The sequence below is a fragment of the Blastococcus sp. SYSU DS0510 genome, from assembly GCF_054050835.1.
In genome coordinates, this window is record NZ_JBJHAC010000014.1 from 91,639 (window position 1) to 108,053 (window position 16,415).

The following is a 16,415-nucleotide window of genomic DNA, read 5'->3' on the forward strand; positions in this document are numbered from 1 at the left end:
GCGCGCGCTCAGCCGACGCCGAGGTCGCGGGCGATCAGCATCCGCTGCACCTCGCTGGTGCCCTCACCGATCTCGAGGATCTTCGCGTCGCGGTAGAAGCGGCCGACCGGGAACTCGTTCATGAACCCGTACCCGCCGTGCACCTGGGTGGCGTAGCGGGCGTTGTCCATCGCGACCTCGGAGCTGTACAGCTTGGCGATCGAGGCCTCCCGCTTGAACGGCTCCCCGCGCAGCATCTTCTCCGCCGCCCGGTAGTAGGCCAGCCGCGCGGTGGAGGCCCGCACCTCCATGTCGGCGATCATGAACTGCACCGCCTGGTTGCGGCCGATGGGCTGGCCGAAGGCCTCCCGCTGGGCGGCGTACTTCACCGACTCGTCGACGCAGCCCTGCGCCAGCCCAACCGAGAGCGCGGAGATGGCGATCCGGCCCTCGTCGAGGATGGAGAGGAACTGCGCGTAGCCGCGGCCCCGCTCCCCCACCAGGTTCTCCTCGGGCACGCGGCAGTCGTCGAAGGAGAGCTCGCGGGTGTCCGAGGCGTTCCAGCCGACCTTCGAGTACCGCTGTCCGACGGTGAAGCCCGGCGTCCCCGACGGCACGATGATCGCCGAGATCTCCTTCTTGCCGTCCGGCTTGGTACCGGTCACGGCGGTGACGGTGACCAGCGACGTCAGGTCGGTGCCGGAGTTGGTGATGAACGCCTTGGAGCCGTTGATCACCCAGTGGCCGTCCTCCAGGCGCGCGGTGGTGCGCGTCGCCCCGGCGTCCGACCCGCCACCGGGCTCGGTGAGCCCGAACGCGCCCAGCGCCTCCCCGGTGCACAGCCGGGGCAGCCACTCCCGCTTCTGCTCCTCGGTGCCGAACCGGTAGATCGGCATGGCGCCCAGCGAGACGCCGGCCTCGACGGTGATCGCCATCGAGCTGTCCACCCGCGCCAGCTCCTCCAGCGCCACGCACAGGTCGAAGTAGGTGCCCCCGGCGCCGCCGTACTCCTCGGGGAACGGCAGGCCGAACAGCCCGAGCTCGCCCATCTGGCGCACGATCCCGGTCGGGAACTCGTCGCGCTCGTAGAACTCCCCGATCTGCGGGGCGATGACCTCCCGGGCGAACTCCTGCACGGTCTTCCGCAGCGCCTCGGTCTCGTCGCTGAGCCGGTAGTCCAACATCAGTTCTCCTGCTGCTCGGGCCCGGCCGCCGGGGTCACCAGCGCCAGCCGCTCGTCCAGCGCGACCGTCTGGCCCGCCGTCACTGCGAGCTCGGCCACCGTCCCCGCGACCGGGGCGGTGAGCACGTGCTCCATCTTCATGGCCTCGACGACGAGCAGCGGGGTGCCCGCCTCCACCTCGTCGCCGACGGCCGCGCGCACCACCGTCACCGTCCCCGGCATGGGGGAGGTCACGGCGCCGTCGGCCCCGGCCTGACCGGCGGTCGACGCCAGCCGCTCGTGCTCCCGCAGCGCGGTGACCCGGCCCTCGGCGGCCAGCCACACCTGGCCGCCGTGGTGCACCAGCCCGTAGGACGACGAGCGCCCGGCGAACGTCACCGCCAGCCGGTCGCCGTCGCGGACGGCCCGGGCCGGCTCCGGCGCCGCATCGCCCACGGCCACCTCGGCGTCCGCGGAACGGCCGCGCACCCGGACGGTCACCGGATCCGCACCCGCCACCTGGAGGCGCCGCACCGTCCACGCCGGCTCGCCCAGCCGCCAGCCGTCGGGCACGTCCCAGCGGTCGACGACGGGGCCGGCCGGCTCGGACTCGACCAGCAGGGCGAGCGCCGCGGCCGCGTAGACGTGCGCGGACGGCTCCCCGACGGCGGTCAGCTCCTCGCCGCGCCGCTCGATCAGCCCGGTGTCGAGCGCCCCGGCCACGACGTCGGCGTCGTCGAGCAGCGCCCGCAGGAACGCGGCGTTGGTGGTCACGCCGAGGACGGCGGTGTGCCCGAGCGCCCCCACCAGGCGCGCGCGTGCGGTCTCCCGGTCGGGGGCCCAGGCGATGATCTTGGCGAGCATCGGGTCGTAGTCCGTGCCGACCCGCCCGCCGACCGCCAGGGAGCTGTCGACGCGGATCCCCGGGCCCGTCGGCTCCACGAGGCCGAGCACGGTGCCGGCCTGGGGCAGGAAACCGCGGGCGGGGTCCTCGGCGTAGAGCCGGGCCTCGATGGCGTGCCCGTCGAGGGAGACGTCGCCCTGGTCGATCGGCAGGGGTTCGCCCGCGGCCACGCGCAGCTGGAGCTCCACCAGGTCCAGCCCGGTGACCATCTCGGTGACCGGGTGCTCGACCTGCAGCCGGGTGTTCATCTCCAGGAAGAAGAAGTCGCGCGGCCGGTCGGCGTCGACGATGAACTCGACCGTGCCTGCCCCGGTGTAGCCGACGGCCTTCGCCGCCTCGACGGCGGCGCGGCCCATCGCGGCGCGCATCGCCGTGTCGAGCAAGGGGGACGGCGCCTCCTCGATCACCTTCTGATGCCGCCGCTGCAAGCTGCACTCGCGCTCGCCGAGGTGGATGACCGTGCCGTGGGCGTCCCCCAGCACCTGGACCTCGATGTGCCGGGAGTTGCCGACGTAGCGCTCCACGAGCAGCGTGTCGTCGCCGAAGGAGCCGCTCGCCTCGCGCCGCGCGCCGGCGATCGCGTCGGGCAGCTCGTCCTTCGAGCGCACCACCCGCATGCCCTTGCCGCCCCCGCCGGCGCTGGGCTTGAGCAGCACCGGGAAGCCCACGGCGACGGCGGCGTCGGCGACCTCGGCGTCGCTCATGCCGGGCTCGGTGCGGCCGGGGACGACCGGCACCCCGGCGGCCATCACCGTCTGCTTGGCGCGGATCTTGTCGGCCATAGCCTCGATCGCGCCCACCGGCGGGCCGATGAAGACGATCCCCGCCTCCTCGCAGGCGCGGGCGAAGTCGACGTTCTCCGACAGGAAGCCGTAGCCGGGGTGGATCGCCTGCGCGCCGGTGCGCGCGGCGGCCTCCAGCACCCGCTCGATGGAGAGGTAGCTCTGCGCGGCCGACGCCGGCCCGATGGGGACGGCGACGTCGGCGAGGCGGGTGTGCAGCGCGCCGGCGTCGGCCTCGCTGTGCACGGCGACCGCGCGGATGCCCATCGCGCGCAGCGTGCTGATGACGCGGACGGCGATCTCGCCGCGGTTGGCGACCAGGACGGTGTCGAACATCAATCCCTCACATCCGGAAGACGCCGTAGCCGACGTCCTCGAGCGGCGCGTTGGCGCAGGCTGCGAGAGCCAGGCCCAGCACGGTGCGGGTCTGCGCGGGATCGATGACGCCGTCGTCCCAGAGCCGGGCGGTGGCGTAGTACGGGTGCCCCTGCGACTCGTACCGGTCGCGGATCGGTGCCTTGAACGCCTCCTCCTCCTCGGCCGGCCACTCCCCGCCGCGCGCCTCGATCCCGTCGCGGCGGACGGTCGCCAGCACCGAGGCGGCCTGCTCCCCGCCCATCACCGAGATGCGGGAGTTGGGCCAGGTGAAGAGGAACCGGGGCGAGTACGCCCGGCCGCACATCGAGTAGTTCCCCGCGCCGAACGAGCCCCCGATGACCACGGTCAGCTTCGGCACCCGCGCGCAGGCGACGGCGGTGACCATCTTGGCGCCGTGCTTGGCGATGCCGCCGGCCTCGTAGTCGCGGCCGACCATGAAGCCGGTGATGTTCTGCAGGAACAGCAGCGGGATCTTCCGGCGGTCGCAGAGCTCGATGAAGTGCGCGCCCTTGAGCGCGGACTCGGCGAAGAGCACGCCGTTGTTGGCGATGATGCCGACCGGGTGGCCGTGCAGCCGCGCGAAGCCGGTGACCAGCGTCTGCCCGTAGAGGGGCTTGAACTCGGCGAACCGGGAGCCGTCGACCAGCCGGGCGATGACCTCCCGGACGTCGTAGGGCGTGCGCGGATCCGGCGGCACGACCTCGTAGACCGATTCCGGGGGGTGCACCGGCTCCTCGACCGGCTCGACGTCCCACGGGCGGGCCTCGCGCGGGCCGAGCGTGGAGACGATCTGGCGGACGATCTGCAGGGCGTGCGCGTCGTCGTCGGCCAGGTGGTCGGTGACCCCGCTGACCCGGCTGTGCAGGTCTCCCCCGCCCAGGTCCTCGGCGGTGACGACCTCGCCGGTCGCGGCCTTCACCAGGGGCGGGCCGCCGAGGAAGATCGTGCCCTGCTCGCGGACGATGACCGCCTCGTCGCTCATCGCCGGCACGTAGGCACCACCGGCGGTGCAGGACCCCAGGACGGCGGCGATCTGGGCGATCCCGGCCTTGGAGAGGTTCGCCTGGTTGAAGAAGATCCGGCCGAAGTGCTCGCGGTCGGGGAAGACCTCGTCCTGCATCGGGAGGAAGGCGCCGCCGGAGTCGACCAGGTAGATGCAGGGCAGCCGGTTCTGCAGCGCCACCTCCTGCGCGCGCAGGTGCTTCTTCACCGTCATCGGGTAGTAGGTGCCGCCCTTGACGGTGGCGTCGTTGGCCACGACGACGCACTCCCGCCCGGAGATGCGGCCGATGCCCGTGATGATCCCGGCGGCCGGCGCCTCGCCGTCGTAGAGCCCGTGCGCGGCCAGCGGCGAGAGCTCGAGGAAGGGGCTGCCCGGGTCCAGCAGCGCATCGACCCGCTCGCGGGGCAGGAGCTTGCCGCGGGCGGTGTGCCGCTCGCGCGCCCGCTCACCGCCGCCGAGGGCCACGGCGCGCAACTGGCCGGCCAGGTCGGTGACGAGCTCCGCGTGCGCAGCGGCGTTGCGGGCGGCGCCTGCCGGGTCGGCCGGGGAGGCGTGGGAGAGCACCGGTGCATCCACGCCGCAGAGGTTAACCACGGTTCACCGTCGCGGTCCACCCCTCCCCATCGAGGGGTTAACGGACGTTCACCGCAGGGTTAGCATCCGTCGCATGACGTCGGCCGGCACGGGGCTGGAGCAGGGCTCCCCCGCCCAGGACAGCGCGCTGCACGCCGACGCCGCCCGGCCCTCCCGGCGGGAGCAGATCCTGCAGGCCGCCGCGCGGCTGTTCGCCGAGCGCGGCTCCCGCGCGGTGGGGGTGGACGACGTCGGCGCGGCGGTCGGGGTGACCGGGCCGGCGATCTACCGGCACTTCGCCAGCAAGGACGCGATGCTCGCCGAGATGCTGCTGCGCATCAGCGCCCGGCTGGCCGACGGCGGGCGGGAGCGGGTGGCGGCCGCGGGCGGCGACCCCGCCGACCAGCTGCGCGCGCTGATCGGCTTCCAGGTCGAGTTCGCACTCGACAACCCGGCCCTGATCGTGGTCCACGACCGGGACCTCACCTCCCTGCCCGAGGCCGAGGCCGCCCAGGTGCGGCGGCTGCAGCGCCGCTACGTCGAGGTGTGGGTGGCCGTGCTGGCCCGGGTGCACCCGGAGGCGCCGGCGGCGGCCTGCCGCGCCCGCGCGCACGCCGTCTTCGGGCTGATCAACTCCACGCCGCACAGCGCCGGCCGGCTCGACCGGCCCACGATGGCCGAGCTGCTCCGCGCGATGGCCTGGGCGGCCGCGACCGCTTGAGGAAGGACCTGGTCCCTCTCACCGCTCGCATGCTCGCGGCGAGCGTCCGGACCGGGCCGTTCCAGGGCGTCACCCGAGCGGCGGGACCGGCAGCGCGAGACCGTCGGAGGCGACCTGGTCCACCGCGGCGTCGCTGCCGGCGGCCGCCCCGGCCCAGGCGCTCTCGACGACGGTGACCGTGGACCCCGAGACGGCGCTGGCGTACTGCGCCGACCGCAGCCTCGCCGGACCACCGGCGTAGGTGACCCCCTCGCGGAGCAGATCGCTGACGTTGCCGCTGCCGTCGCGGTCGGTGAGGGCGCGGAGCTCGCGGGCGGCGGCGTCGTCGGGCATGGCCACCCGCGACACCGAGACGACCACCGGGGCGCCCTCCACCTCCGTCGAGTAGAGGGCCCGGGAGAGCCCGACGCAGTCGTTCGCGGCGAAGAACCCGGCCACCTCCCCGTAGGCGTGCGCGGCGCAGGTGTCGTCGACCTGCACGGCCTGCACGGTGTAGGCGGTGCCGTCCACCTCGCGCACCTCCCCCGGTACGGGGCCGGTCGCGACGGCGTCGTCGGCCGGGACCCCGCCGCCGCCCGCGGCGCCTTCCACGGGCGGGTCGCCCCCCAGCAGCAGCCCGGCACCGAGGAGGCAGGCGACCACCAGCGCCGCCGCGGCCGCGACCAGCGCGGCGACCCGCCGGCCGCTGCCGGATCCCCGCTCCTCGACCCGGCCGGAGGCGGTGGCGGTGGCGCCCCAGGCCCCGGACAGCGGCGGCCGGGCAGGCTTCTCGGCGGGCGGTTCGGCAGGTGGCGGGGTGGCCGGCTGGACGGGCGGCTGCGCGGCCGGCGGTGCGACCGGGAGGACGGCGGTGCGCGGCCCTCGCGGCGCCGCCGGGTCACCCCCGTCGCGGTCCGCCTCGCCGGGGGCGGCGTCGGCGCGGTCAGCGGTGCGGTCGTCGGCGTGGGTGCCGGTGCGCGGCGGGGCCGGCGCACCGCCCACCTCGACGGTGTCGCGCGGGCCGGCCGGCCCGGGCACGACCTTCCCGGGCGCCGCGGCCGCCACCGCGGCGGCGTGGGCGGAGGCGACCGAGGCGGCGACCGCGCGGGCCACGGCCGTGGCGCTCAACGGGGCCCCGTCGTAGGTCGCGGCGCCCCCGCCGGCGCGCGCTCCGGGCGCGTCGGTGCCCGGCGGGGCGACCATGGGCGAGGCGGCCATCGCCGCCGGGGTCAGCAGCTGCGGACGGCGGAGGACGTACGGCGAGTACGGGAACGCCTCGCCGTTCAGCTCCTCGACCGTGGGACCCCGGCCCGGCAGCTCCAGCGCCTCCAGGGCCGCCCGCACGTCGGCGGTGGTCCAGAGCCGGGGGTTGTCGACGCCGGCGTGCCGCGCGGCGCGCGCGAGGGCCAGCAGCAGGGAGCGGGGATCCAGCGTGGCCACCAGGTCGCCCTCGCCCAGGTCACCGTCGGCCGGCACCAGCCCGGCGATCTCGCCGACCAGGACGGTGAGGCGGGCGATCCGCCCCGGCTCCAGCCCGGCGCGGCGCAGCTTCATCGCGGTGTCCATGCCGGCGGCCATCAGCCCGTCCAGCGGCGAGGAGCCGCCGCCGGCCAGGTGCAGCACCTGCTCGGGGCCGGTGGCGCCGGCGATCGTCCAGGGACCCTCCGGCTTCGCCGTCACGGTCCCGGACTGCCGCTGAACCTCGACGACGCGGATGACGGCGAGCCCCTCGGGGACCAGCAGCACCGCGTCGGACCGGCGGCGACCGAGCGGCTCGTCCACCAGGGGCAGTGACGCGACCACGGCGGCGCGGACCGAGGCACCGGCGTCCCACCGCGTGAGCTCGCCGAAGAAGGCCCGCTCGGCCGCCGTCTCGAGCGGCGCCGGGGTCAGGACCAGCACGTCGTCCTCCGGGCGTTCGGGTTCTGCGGTCGGGGCGCCGCCGGCGCGGGCCACCGGCCGCCGCCGCGGGCAGCCGGGACCGACGCTACGTCATCGGTGCGACGGCTCCGCGGCGCTCGGAGCCCTGGCCCGGTCAGCTGGCGAGGGCCGGGGCGGCGGGCTCGTCGGCGACGCGCCAGCGCGCCAGCCAGGCGCTGGTGGCCAGCGCGTCGACCACCGCCCACAGCGCGGCGAACCCGACGGCCACCGGCAGCACCGACCACCAGTTCCACGGCGGGAGCAGCCCGAGGGACTCCATCGGCCAGGCGACGGCGTACACCGCCGCGGTGACCACCGGGCCCGCCAGCCAGCCGGGGACCCGACGGTCCACGGCGACGTCGATCAGCACCGCGCCCACGACGAGCACCACCGGCAGCACCGACGGCGGGAAGTCCAGCGCCACCAGCCCGAGCCACATGACGCCTCGGTAGCCGAGGTAGACGACGGCGACCAGCGTCGCCGTCCAGCGCATCCCCACGATGCGGCGGGCCAGCACGAGCGCCAGCAGGCCGGCGCAGACCAGCCACGCCGGGTGCACCCACGACGGCACCGGCAGCATGAACATCGCCGGCGACTGCCCCTGCGAGGCCGCGAAGTCCAGCAGCGACGGCTCGGCCGTCGTCCGCCCGGCGTCGTAGGCCTCCAACGACAGGACGCCGTACTCCTGGTGCTGGTTGGGGAAGAGCACGTTCTCCACGAAGAACAGCCACAGCCCCAGCGAGACCAGGTCGCGGAGGCGCCCCGGCGCGGCGTACAGCCACCAGCCGCGGAGCGCGCCGGCCAGCATGATCGCCGTCCCCAGGTAGAGCAGCGCGTGGCTCGGGCTCCAGCTGGTGATGTCCAGGCCGTTGACCCGGTGGTTGACGAGGTCGATCGGGATCGCGACCAGGAACGTGGCCGTGCCCGCCTGCATCAGCCGCAGCGCCCAGCGGTCCACGCCGTAGCCGCTGTAGCTGTGGAAGAGCACCAGCGCGACGACGACCGCGGTGCCCACGGTGTTGAGCAGGTGCGGCGGCGCCAGGTCGTCGCGCAGCCACTTGAAGTGCCAGGAGACGTCCCAGGAGGAGCCGAGCATCTTCAGCAGGAACGCCGCCAGCCAGGCGATGTAGATCCAGCGCAGCTCGGTCTGGTCGGTCGGCCGCCCGGGTCGGCCGGGGGTCATGTAGGCCGCCCACAGCCACCGCACCAGGGCGATCGGGTGGGCCAGGCCGGCGCGGAGCGTGCCCGGCGCCTGCGGCACGGCAGCGACGACGGGGGCGGGTGCAGAGGACACGGGAGGGCTTCCTGACGGCGGGCGTTCGGGCGACCCTAGCCGTGAACGGCACCGAATCCGAGCCCTTCGAGGCGAGCCGCCGCAGCAGCTGGGATGCGCGTGGACACGAGGGGTGATCGGGGCGGCCGTGGCGAGCGGTGCGTACTGTCGGGCGACGTGGCGGAGAGCGCAGGGCACCTGGTCTGGATCGACTGCGAGATGACCGGGCTGGACCTCACCAAGGACAAGCTGATCGAGGTCGCGGTGCTGATCACCGACTCCGAGCTCAACGTCCTGGACCCGGGCCTGGATCTCATCATCTCCGCCGAGGACGCCGACCTCGACGGCATGACCGAGTTCGTGGCCGAGATGCACGCGAAGTCGGGGCTGACCGCCGCCGTCCGCGCGGCGACGCTGACCGTGGCCGAGGCCGAGCAGCAGATCCTCGCCTACGTGAAGCGGTTCGTCCCCGAGCGGCGCACCGCCCCGCTCTGCGGCAACTCCATCGGCACCGACCGCGGCTTCCTCGCCCGCGACATGCCCGAGCTCGACGACTACCTGCACTACCGGATGGTCGACGTCTCCTCGGTCAAGGAGCTGGCGCGCCGCTGGTTCCCCCGCGTCTACTTCGCCCAGCCGCCCAAGGGCCTCGCCCACCGCGCACTGGCCGACATCATCGAGTCGGTGCGCGAGCTCGCCTACTACCGGCGGACCCTCTTCGTCCCCGCGCCCGGCCCGAGCGGCGACCAGGCGAAGCAGGCCGCCGACCAGGTGGTCGGCTCCTTCGCCGAGCTGCTGACCGCCGGGGACGCCGCCACCACCTGACGCCGGCGACTCCCCCGGCGGGTCGCGTGGCGGCCTCCGGTATCGTTGTCGCGTTCCCCCGGCCGCATGCGTCCGGCGGAATCGCGGTGGGTGTAGCTCAGCTGGTAGAGCACCAGGTTGTGATCCTGGGTGTCGCGGGTTCGAGCCCCGTCACTCACCCCACGCGGTGGAGGCCCTGGTCAGTTCGCTGACCAGGGCCTCCGTCCGTTCGGGCCCCGGTGGTGGTGCCACGGGTCGTCATCGGGCTGACCGGCCACCAGGTCGTCGATCCGTCATCCAGCACGGAGCAGGAGTGGATCACCGCGATGCCGGTGCCGGGCCGGCACCTGGTGGTTCCGGCGGGACCACGGCGCGCCGGTCGACGCCGCGCGCTGGACGGGAGGACACCCATGGCCTCGCCCTGTTCGGTGACCCGTTCCCGGTCGTCGTGGCCGTGGCCGGCCTCGGGACCGCAAAGGACGTCCAAGGCCGTCCGGAAGGCCGCTCACCCCGACGCGGGGAGACCCCGGTCCGGGAACCGACCGGGGCTTCCTCCTTCTCCCAGCATCCCGCGAACGGCCCACCGGGGCAGGCGACGGTGGGACACTGCCGCCGTGGCCGGCTGCTGCGATCCCCGAGGGTGCGACGGGGTGTTCGACGAGCGGTTCGCCAGGCGACGGGCCACCCGCTACCGGAGGAAGGGCCTGGACGCCACGGCCCGCCGGATGGTGGGCCTCCTCGAGCAGCGCGGTCTCCGGGACGCGACCGTGCTGGAGATCGGTGGCGGCGTCGGGGAGATCCACATCGAGCTGCTCCGCCGCGGCGCCGCCTCGGCCACGAACCTCGAGCTCTCCCCGGGCTACGAGGCCGAAGCAGCCCGGCTGCTCGACGAGGCCGGGCTCACCGGGCGCGTGGACCGCCGCCTGGCCGACATCGCCGCCGACCCGGCGGCAGCCCGGCCGGCGGACATCGTCGTCCTGCACCGCGTCGTGTGCTGCTACCCCGACCACCCGGCGCTCCTCGCCGCCGCCGCCGGCCACGCCCGCGCGCAGCTCGTCTTCAGCTTCCCGCCGCGCAACGCCGTCTCCCGGGCGTTCGTCGCGGTGCAGAACCGGCTGCTCGACTGGGGCGGCCGCCGGTTCCGCACGTTCGCGCACCCGCCGGCGGAGATGCTCGCCGTCCTCGCCGAGCACGGGATGCCGTCCGCCGCCGTCCACCGGGGTGCGGTGTGGCAGGTCGGCCACGCGGTGCGCTGAGCGCGCGAGGTCGTCGACCCTGCCCGGTCACCGCAGGGCGGGGCAGCTCCGGTCGACCTCGGCGACGGCGGCGGCGTGGTGGCTGTCGACGCAGTTGCGGCCCCGGTCCTTGGCCCGGTACAGCGCTCGGTCGGCCCGTGCGAAGAGGGACCCCGGCTCCTCGCCCCGGCCGGTGGCCACGCCCACCGAGACGGTGATCTGCCCGCCGCCGGCCTCGGCCACGGCCCGCCGGACCCTGTCGGCGACACGGAGCCCTTCCTCGTGCCCGGCCTCCAGGAGCACGGCGAACTCCTCACCGCCGATGCGGTGGACGCCGTCGCCCCGGCGCGCACCACGCCGGATGGCCCGGGCGACCTGGACGAGAGCCGCGTCCCCGGCGGGATGGCCGTGGCGGTCGTTGTAGGCCTTGAAGTGGTCGACGTCCACGAGCAGCACGGTGGTCGACGTGGGGTCGGCGCGGTGGCGGCGTGGTCCGTGGCTGCCCTCCAGCCGTGCGGCAAGCTCCTCGTCGAACGCCCACCGGTTCCCGAGCCCGGTGAGGGCGTCGGTGCGGGATCGCTGCGCGAGCTCATCCACGAGCCGCTGCGTGTCCCGGTCGTGGCGCAGCTGCACCAGCAGGGAGAGCACCGCCACGCCGGCCGGCAGGCAGCGGCGGAGCGGCGCCTCCTGCTGCCGGAGCCGGCAGCCCCGACCTGGCGCCACGGCTCGCAGCACCAGGTCCACGGCCGGTGGGAGCAGCACGAGCGCTGCGACCAGCCGGCTGCGGCCGGCGATCCTCTCCGGGGACGGGCCGGTCACCGGGACCGGGAGGCAGGGGTGCGGGCACCGCCACGCGCCGCGGCCGGACGAGCGCCGGCCGTTCGGGTGGGCGCCCCACCCAGCACGATGGCGCGGGCGGCGCGCGTGCCGCGGTCGACCGCACCGCCGCCGCACTCCTCGATGGGCGGCACCGCCGGCATGGTTCCGGTCACGAGCGGCACGCCGGCCGCCTCGGCGATCTGCCGGGCCTGCGGGTGCGGGAGCCGGCAGACGTCCACGACCAGCGTGAGCCGCTCGGGCGGGGCCGCGGCCGCCCGCTGCCCGGAGGCCGCGGTCAGCTCGTGGCAGGTGGCCGGTTCCAGCAGGGTGCGCAGCACCCGGGCCGCGATGCGGGCCGACCGGCCGAACGAGCGGTAGATGCCGATGACCGCCTGCTCCGGCGGCACGCCGAGGAGCCGCAGTCGCTCGGTGGCCCGGTCGGCGAGGTCGTGCAGCGACTGGACGTCGATGCCGGTCTCGTCGGCGGCGGACCGCCCGCGGGAGTGCAGGAGACGGGAGGTGTTCGGGTCGAGGGAAATGGGAGGGCTCCGGTCTGTCGGTCGGGACGGGAGGTCGGGGGCAGGAGCCTGGTCAGACCCCCACCGGCAGGTCCGGCAGGTAGGGCCAGATGTCACGGGGGCTCGTGAACTGGCGCGGGGGGAGGTCGCGCAGCAGGTCGAGGACGTCGGCGTCGGCGCCGTTGCGGGCGGCGGCGTCCTGCAACTGGCTGGTGGTGACCGGCCCCGAGTCGAAGGCGGCTCCGACGTGGTCGAGCACCTGGATGCGGGTGAGTGCCATGGCTCCTCCTGGGATGGGTGGTGGACGAAGCGTCAGGTCGAGGGCTGGGCGGTGCCGGCGCGGGGGACGTAGTCGGCCGGGATCGGCCCGTTGGCCCGCTCGGACCGCAGGAGGGCGTCGGCGTCGCAGGTGGCGCAGCAGGTGGTGTCCTTCCACCCCACGACGGACAGCTGGGTGCCTCGGGAGAACTGGGTGAGCACCTGCGGGCGCCGCACCAGGTCGCTGCCGCCACAGGTCGCGCAGCGCAGGCGCTGGTCGCGCAGGAACGACGTCCCGCACGACCCGCAGGCGATCCGGATGCCCTCGGCGCTGCGACTGCCGACGAGGTCCTCGGTCTCCCCGCACTGCGGGCAATCGATGGTCATGGACACAGAGCGACCTCCTCGTGGACGAGCGAGCCGCGCCGGAGAGGCAGCGATCCTCGCGGCACAAACCCTACCCTTACGTTAGAGTTGTGTGTAGCGGGGACCTGGACCACCGTCGAGAGGGAGACCATGACCGGGCGCCGGATGCAGATCGGTGAGGTGGCCGAGCGCACGGGGCTGAGCGTGCGCACGATCCGCTTCTACGAGGAGGGCGGCCTGGTGACGCCCTCGGCGCGCAGCCAGGGTGGCTTCCGCCTGTACACGACCGGCGACGTCGCCCGGCTGGAGCGGATCCGCCGGCTCAAGCCGCTGGAGTTCAGCCTGGAGGAGATGGGCGAGGTGCTGGACCTCCTGGACGAGGTGACCGGCTCGGCGAAAGGGCCCCGCCGGCCGCGGGCGGTGCTGCTCGAGCGGCTGGCCATGTACCGGGCGCTGGCCGAGCAGCGAGTGGCGGCGCTGCACGACCGCTGGGCGAACGCCGCGGGGTTCGCCGAGGCGCTGCGACGGCACGAGGAACGCCTCGAAGGGGTCCGCTCGTGACGACGACGACGCTCGCGGGCCCGGGGCACCTGGACGCACCCCACGGTGACGTCGCGGGCGAGGCCGCCCGGCGGCGCACCTTCGCCGTCATCAGCCACCCCGACGCCGGCAAGTCCACCCTCACCGAGGCCCTGGCGCTGCACGCCCGCGTGATCGGCCAGGCCGGCGCGGTGCACGGCAAGGCCGGCCGCCGGGGCACGGTGTCGGACTGGATGGACATGGAGCGCGCCCGCGGCATCTCCATCACCTCCGCGGCGCTGCAGTTCTCCTACCGGGACGCGGTGATCAACCTGCTCGACACCCCCGGGCACGCCGACTTCTCCGAGGACACCTACCGGGTGCTCACCGCCGTCGACGCCGCCGTGATGCTGGTCGACGCCGCCAAGGGCCTGGAGACCCAGACGATGAAGCTGTTCGCGGTCTGCAAGCACCGCGGCATCCCGATCGTCACCGTCATCAACAAGTGGGACCGCCCAGGCAAGGACGCCCTGGAGCTGATGGACGAGATCGCCGAGCGCACCGGGCTCACCCCCACCCCGCTGACCTGGCCGGTGGGCATCGCCGGTGACTTCCGCGGCGTCCTGGACCGCCGCGACGGCACCTTCCGCCGGTTCACCCGCACCGCCGGTGGCGCCACGATCGCCCCCGAGGAGCAGCTCTCCCCCGCCGAGGCTGCCGCACGGGAGCCGGATGGCTGGCCGCAGGCCTGCGAGGAGGCCGACCTGCTGGCCGCGACCGCCGGCGAGCACGACCAGGAGCTGTTCGTCTCGGGGGTCACGACACCGGTGCTGTTCGCCTCGGCGCTCGCCAACTTCGGGGTGGGCGCACTGCTCGACGTCCTCGTCGACCACGTGCCGCCCCCGACCGGGCGAGCCGACGACGCGGGAGCCGTGCGGCCGGTCGACGCCCCGTTCAGCGCCTTCGTGTTCAAGGTGCAGTCGGGCATGGACGCCGCGCACCGCGACCGGCTGGCCTACATCCGCATCTGCTCCGGCGTCTTCGAGCGCGGCATGGTCGTCACCCACGCCGGCACCGGCCGGCCGTTCACGACGAAGTACGCCCAGCACGTGTTCGGCCGGGAGCGGGAGAGCATCGACGTCGCCTACCCCGGGGACGTCGTCGGCCTGGTCAACGCCTCCGCGCTGCACGTGGGCGACACCCTCTACGCCGAGGAACCGGTCACCTTCCCGCCGCTGACCACCTTCGCCCCGGAGCACTTCGCCGTCGCCCGGGGCATCGAGACGGCGAAGCACAAGCAGTTCCGGCGCGGCATCGCCCAGCTGGAGTCGGAAGGTGTCGTCCAGGTGCTCCGGTCCGACCGGCGCGGGGACTCCGCTCCCGTGTTCGCCGTCGTGGGCCCGATGCAGTTCGAGGTCGCCGCCCACCGCATGGAGCACGAGTTCGGCGCCCCGGTGCACCTTGAGCCCCTCCCCTACGGCCTCGCCCTCCGCACGGACGAGGCATCGGCGCCCAGCATCATGGCCGGCAGCGGCAGCGAGGTCTTCCGCCGGTCCGACGGCGAGCTGCTGGCGCTGTTCACCGACAAGTGGGCGTTGCGGATACTGCAGCAGCGGCACCCGCGGGCGACCCTCGAACCACTGGTCGCCGCCCAGCTCGGCTGAGCACAGACACCGACCCCTTCGCCGTCAGCGACGCCGGCACCACCGCGAGAGGAAGAGCTCACGTCCCGCTCCACGCCGGCATCGCAGCGCTCCATGCCCATCGGCGCCCGCAGCCCCGCCGGGTTCTACGGCTGGCACATGGTCGCCGTCTCCGCCCTCGCCCTGGCCATGACCGCCCCCGGCCAGACCGCGGCGATCTCGGCCTTCATCGATCCGATGACCGAGGACCTGGGCATCAGCCGCTCGGCCATCTCCACCGCCTACCTGGTCGGGACCCTCGTCGGCGCCGCCGCGATGCCGCTGGTCGGCCGGGCGCTGGACCGGTTCGGCACCCGCCGGACGATGGCCGCCATCGGCGCCCTCTTCGGCGGCGTGCTGATCGCCCTCTCCGCGGTGTCGAACCTCGTCGGGCTGACCGCCGGCTTCGTCGGGGTCCGCATGGCCGGGCAGGGCGCGCTCGGGCTGGCCGCGACCACCGCCGTCGCCGTGTGGTTCTCCCGCCGCCGCGGCCTGGCCGTCGGCCTGGTCTCCGCCGTCGGCGCCACCGGCATCTCCCTGGCTCCGATCGGGCTGGAGGCGCTCATCTCGGCCACCAGCTGGCGCACCGCGTGGGCCGTCGAGGGGCTCGCCGTGTGGGCGGTCGTCATCCCGCTGGCCCTCATCGGGGTCCGCGACTCCCCCGCCGACCTCGGCCAGCGCCCCGACGGCGACGCCCCGGTCGCCGGCCCGGAGCCCGCCCCGGTGGTCGGGGCGACCCTCGGCGAGGCCGCCCGCACGGCGTTCTTCTGGGTCGTCCTCGCCGGTGTCGCCGTGGCCGGGATGCTCGGCACCGCCGTCGCCTTCCACCAGATCGACCTGCTCGGCGAACGCGGCCTGTCCAGCACCGCGGCCGCCGCCAACTTCCTGCCCCAGACCGCCGCGGCGCTGCTGGCCACCCTCGCCGTCGGCGCGCTGGTCGACCGGATCGCCCCCCGCTGGCTCACCGCCGGGTGCATGGCCGCCCTCGCCGCCGGCCTCGCCTGGGGTGCGGTCGTGGACCCGGGATGGTCGGCGATCGGCTTCGGCCTGCTCCTGGGCGGCTCCGCCGGCGCCATCCGGACCCTCGAGGCCGGCGCCTTCCCCCGCTACTTCGGCACCACCCACCTGGGCGCCATCCGCGGGGTCGTCGCCGGCGTCAGCGTCGGCTCCACGGCGTTCGGCCCGGTCGCCTTCGCGCTGGTGCACGACGCCACGGGCGGCTACACGTGGGCGCTGCTCAGCTCGGCACTCCTCCCGCTGCTCGTGGCGGGCGCCGCGCTGCTGACCCCGGTGCCCGCGCCGAGGGGGCACCCTGCCGACTCCGACCTCGCTCCGGCGGAGACCGGAACGCCACCGGTGCCTGTCGATCACCGCGCCCGTGTGGGAGCCGACCCGGAGCGTGACGAAGGACTCACGGGTCAACCCTGACGTCAGGGTCGAGTTACCGGCAGACTCACGGTGAACCCGGCGACGCGGTCACCGGCATCGAGGCCCCGGTCGGACGATCCCGACGGGCACGGCCGCCGACGACCAGCGCGCC

At 74.8% G+C, this 16,415-nt stretch carries 15 protein-coding genes and 1 tRNA gene; 7 read left to right on the forward strand and 9 right to left on the reverse strand.

Annotation, left to right across the window (positions count from 1 at the left end; all coding sequences use genetic code 11):
• Positions 1-8: 8 nt before the first annotated feature.
• The 3 genes from ACI79P_RS13085 to ACI79P_RS13095 are packed head-to-tail and all read right to left on the reverse strand — an operon-like array spanning position 9 to position 4,784.
• Positions 9-1,163: an acyl-CoA dehydrogenase family protein gene (locus ACI79P_RS13085; protein ID WP_456581490.1), complete on the reverse strand. Its 1,155-nt coding sequence runs from the start codon at positions 1,161-1,163 to the stop codon at positions 9-11.
• Positions 1,163-3,163, reverse strand: coding sequence for an ATP-binding protein (locus ACI79P_RS13090; RefSeq protein ID WP_456581491.1), 2,001 nt, complete (start codon positions 3,161-3,163; stop codon positions 1,163-1,165). Before ACI79P_RS13090 ends, ACI79P_RS13085 begins: the two co-directional genes overlap by 1 nt.
• A 7-nt stretch (positions 3,164-3,170) precedes the next feature.
• Positions 3,171-4,784 carry a carboxyl transferase domain-containing protein gene (locus tag ACI79P_RS13095; protein ID WP_456581492.1) on the reverse strand — a complete coding sequence of 538 codons (1,614 nt, stop codon included), beginning with the start codon at positions 4,782-4,784 and terminating at the stop codon, positions 3,171-3,173.
• Positions 4,785-4,875: 91 nt separating this feature from the next.
• On the opposite strand from ACI79P_RS13095, the gene ACI79P_RS13100 reads away from it, so the two are divergent.
• A complete protein-coding gene (locus tag ACI79P_RS13100) occupies positions 4,876-5,502 on the forward strand; it encodes an SACE_7040 family transcriptional regulator (RefSeq protein ID WP_456581493.1) in 627 nt (208 codons plus the stop codon).
• Positions 5,503-5,571: 69 nt separating this feature from the next.
• Here the strand turns inward: ACI79P_RS13100 and ACI79P_RS13105 are convergent, their stop codons facing one another.
• Complete coding sequence (locus ACI79P_RS13105; RefSeq protein ID WP_456581494.1) at positions 5,572-7,383, reverse strand: hypothetical protein; 1,812 nt, start codon at positions 7,381-7,383, stop codon at positions 5,572-5,574.
• A 133-nt stretch (positions 7,384-7,516) separates the two neighbouring features.
• Positions 7,517-8,695 (reverse strand): hypothetical protein, encoded by a 1,179-nt coding sequence (locus ACI79P_RS13110; protein WP_456581495.1) that lies wholly within the window; start codon positions 8,693-8,695, stop codon positions 7,517-7,519.
• Positions 8,696-8,851: 156 nt separating this feature from the next.
• Between ACI79P_RS13110 and orn the strand changes: the two genes are divergently transcribed.
• From orn to ACI79P_RS13125, 3 genes are all read left to right on the forward strand, one after another.
• The gene (gene orn, locus ACI79P_RS13115; protein ID WP_456581496.1) at positions 8,852-9,499 is read left to right on the forward strand and encodes an oligoribonuclease; all 648 of its coding nucleotides are present in this window, start codon (positions 8,852-8,854) and stop codon (positions 9,497-9,499) included.
• Between the two features lie 86 nt (positions 9,500-9,585).
• Positions 9,586-9,661, forward strand: a tRNA-His gene (locus ACI79P_RS13120).
• Positions 9,662-10,128: 467 nt separating this feature from the next.
• Positions 10,129-10,734 carry a methyltransferase domain-containing protein gene (locus tag ACI79P_RS13125; RefSeq protein ID WP_456581497.1) on the forward strand — a complete coding sequence of 202 codons (606 nt, stop codon included), beginning with the start codon at positions 10,129-10,131 and terminating at the stop codon, positions 10,732-10,734.
• Between the two features lie 27 nt (positions 10,735-10,761).
• On the opposite strand, the gene ACI79P_RS13130 is transcribed toward ACI79P_RS13125, so the two are convergent.
• From ACI79P_RS13130 to ACI79P_RS13145, 4 genes are all read right to left on the reverse strand, one after another.
• Entirely contained in the window at positions 10,762-11,532 is a 771-nt protein-coding gene (locus ACI79P_RS13130) for a GGDEF domain-containing protein (RefSeq protein WP_456581498.1), read from the reverse strand.
• Positions 11,529-11,939, reverse strand: coding sequence for a hypothetical protein (locus tag ACI79P_RS13135; protein WP_456581499.1), 411 nt, complete (start codon positions 11,937-11,939; stop codon positions 11,529-11,531). Before ACI79P_RS13135 ends, ACI79P_RS13130 begins: the two co-directional genes overlap by 4 nt.
• Positions 11,940-12,123: 184 nt before the next feature.
• Positions 12,124-12,330, reverse strand: coding sequence for a DUF2795 domain-containing protein (locus tag ACI79P_RS13140; RefSeq protein WP_456581500.1), 207 nt, complete (start codon positions 12,328-12,330; stop codon positions 12,124-12,126).
• Between the two features lie 32 nt (positions 12,331-12,362).
• Entirely contained in the window at positions 12,363-12,695 is a 333-nt protein-coding gene (locus tag ACI79P_RS13145; protein ID WP_456581501.1) for a hypothetical protein, read from the reverse strand.
• Positions 12,696-12,824: 129 nt separating this feature from the next.
• Between ACI79P_RS13145 and ACI79P_RS13150 the strand changes: the two genes are divergently transcribed.
• The 3 genes from ACI79P_RS13150 (at position 12,825) to ACI79P_RS13160 (ending at position 16,303) form a co-directional block, all read left to right on the forward strand.
• Positions 12,825-13,235 (forward strand): MerR family transcriptional regulator, encoded by a 411-nt coding sequence (locus ACI79P_RS13150; RefSeq protein WP_456581502.1) that lies wholly within the window; start codon positions 12,825-12,827, stop codon positions 13,233-13,235.
• Positions 13,232-14,857: a peptide chain release factor 3 gene (locus ACI79P_RS13155; protein WP_456581503.1), complete on the forward strand. Its 1,626-nt coding sequence runs from the start codon at positions 13,232-13,234 to the stop codon at positions 14,855-14,857. Before ACI79P_RS13150 ends, ACI79P_RS13155 begins: the two co-directional genes overlap by 4 nt.
• Before the next feature lie 93 nt (positions 14,858-14,950).
• Entirely contained in the window at positions 14,951-16,303 is a 1,353-nt protein-coding gene (locus ACI79P_RS13160; protein WP_456581504.1) for an MFS transporter, read from the forward strand.
• The last annotated feature ends 112 nt before the right edge of the window (positions 16,304-16,415 follow it).

Bases quoted from the DNA above. Each gene is read 5' to 3' on its own strand.
- ACI79P_RS13140 (WP_456581500.1), bottom strand. From the start codon at position 12,330: ATGGCACTCACCCGCATCCAGGTGCTCGACCACGTCGGAGCCGCCTTC.
- ACI79P_RS13085 (WP_456581490.1), bottom strand. From the start codon at position 1,163: ATGTTGGACTACCGGCTCAGCGACGAGACCGAGGCGCTGCGGAAGACC.
- ACI79P_RS13090 (WP_456581491.1), bottom strand. From the start codon at position 3,163: ATGTTCGACACCGTCCTGGTCGCCAACCGCGGCGAGATCGCCGTCCGC.
- ACI79P_RS13100 (WP_456581493.1), top strand. From the start codon at position 4,876: ATGACGTCGGCCGGCACGGGGCTGGAGCAGGGCTCCCCCGCCCAGGAC.
- ACI79P_RS13150 (WP_456581502.1), top strand. From the start codon at position 12,825: ATGACCGGGCGCCGGATGCAGATCGGTGAGGTGGCCGAGCGCACGGGG.
- ACI79P_RS13145 (WP_456581501.1), bottom strand. From the start codon at position 12,695: ATGACCATCGATTGCCCGCAGTGCGGGGAGACCGAGGACCTCGTCGGC.
- ACI79P_RS13160 (WP_456581504.1), top strand. From the start codon at position 14,951: ATGCCCATCGGCGCCCGCAGCCCCGCCGGGTTCTACGGCTGGCACATG.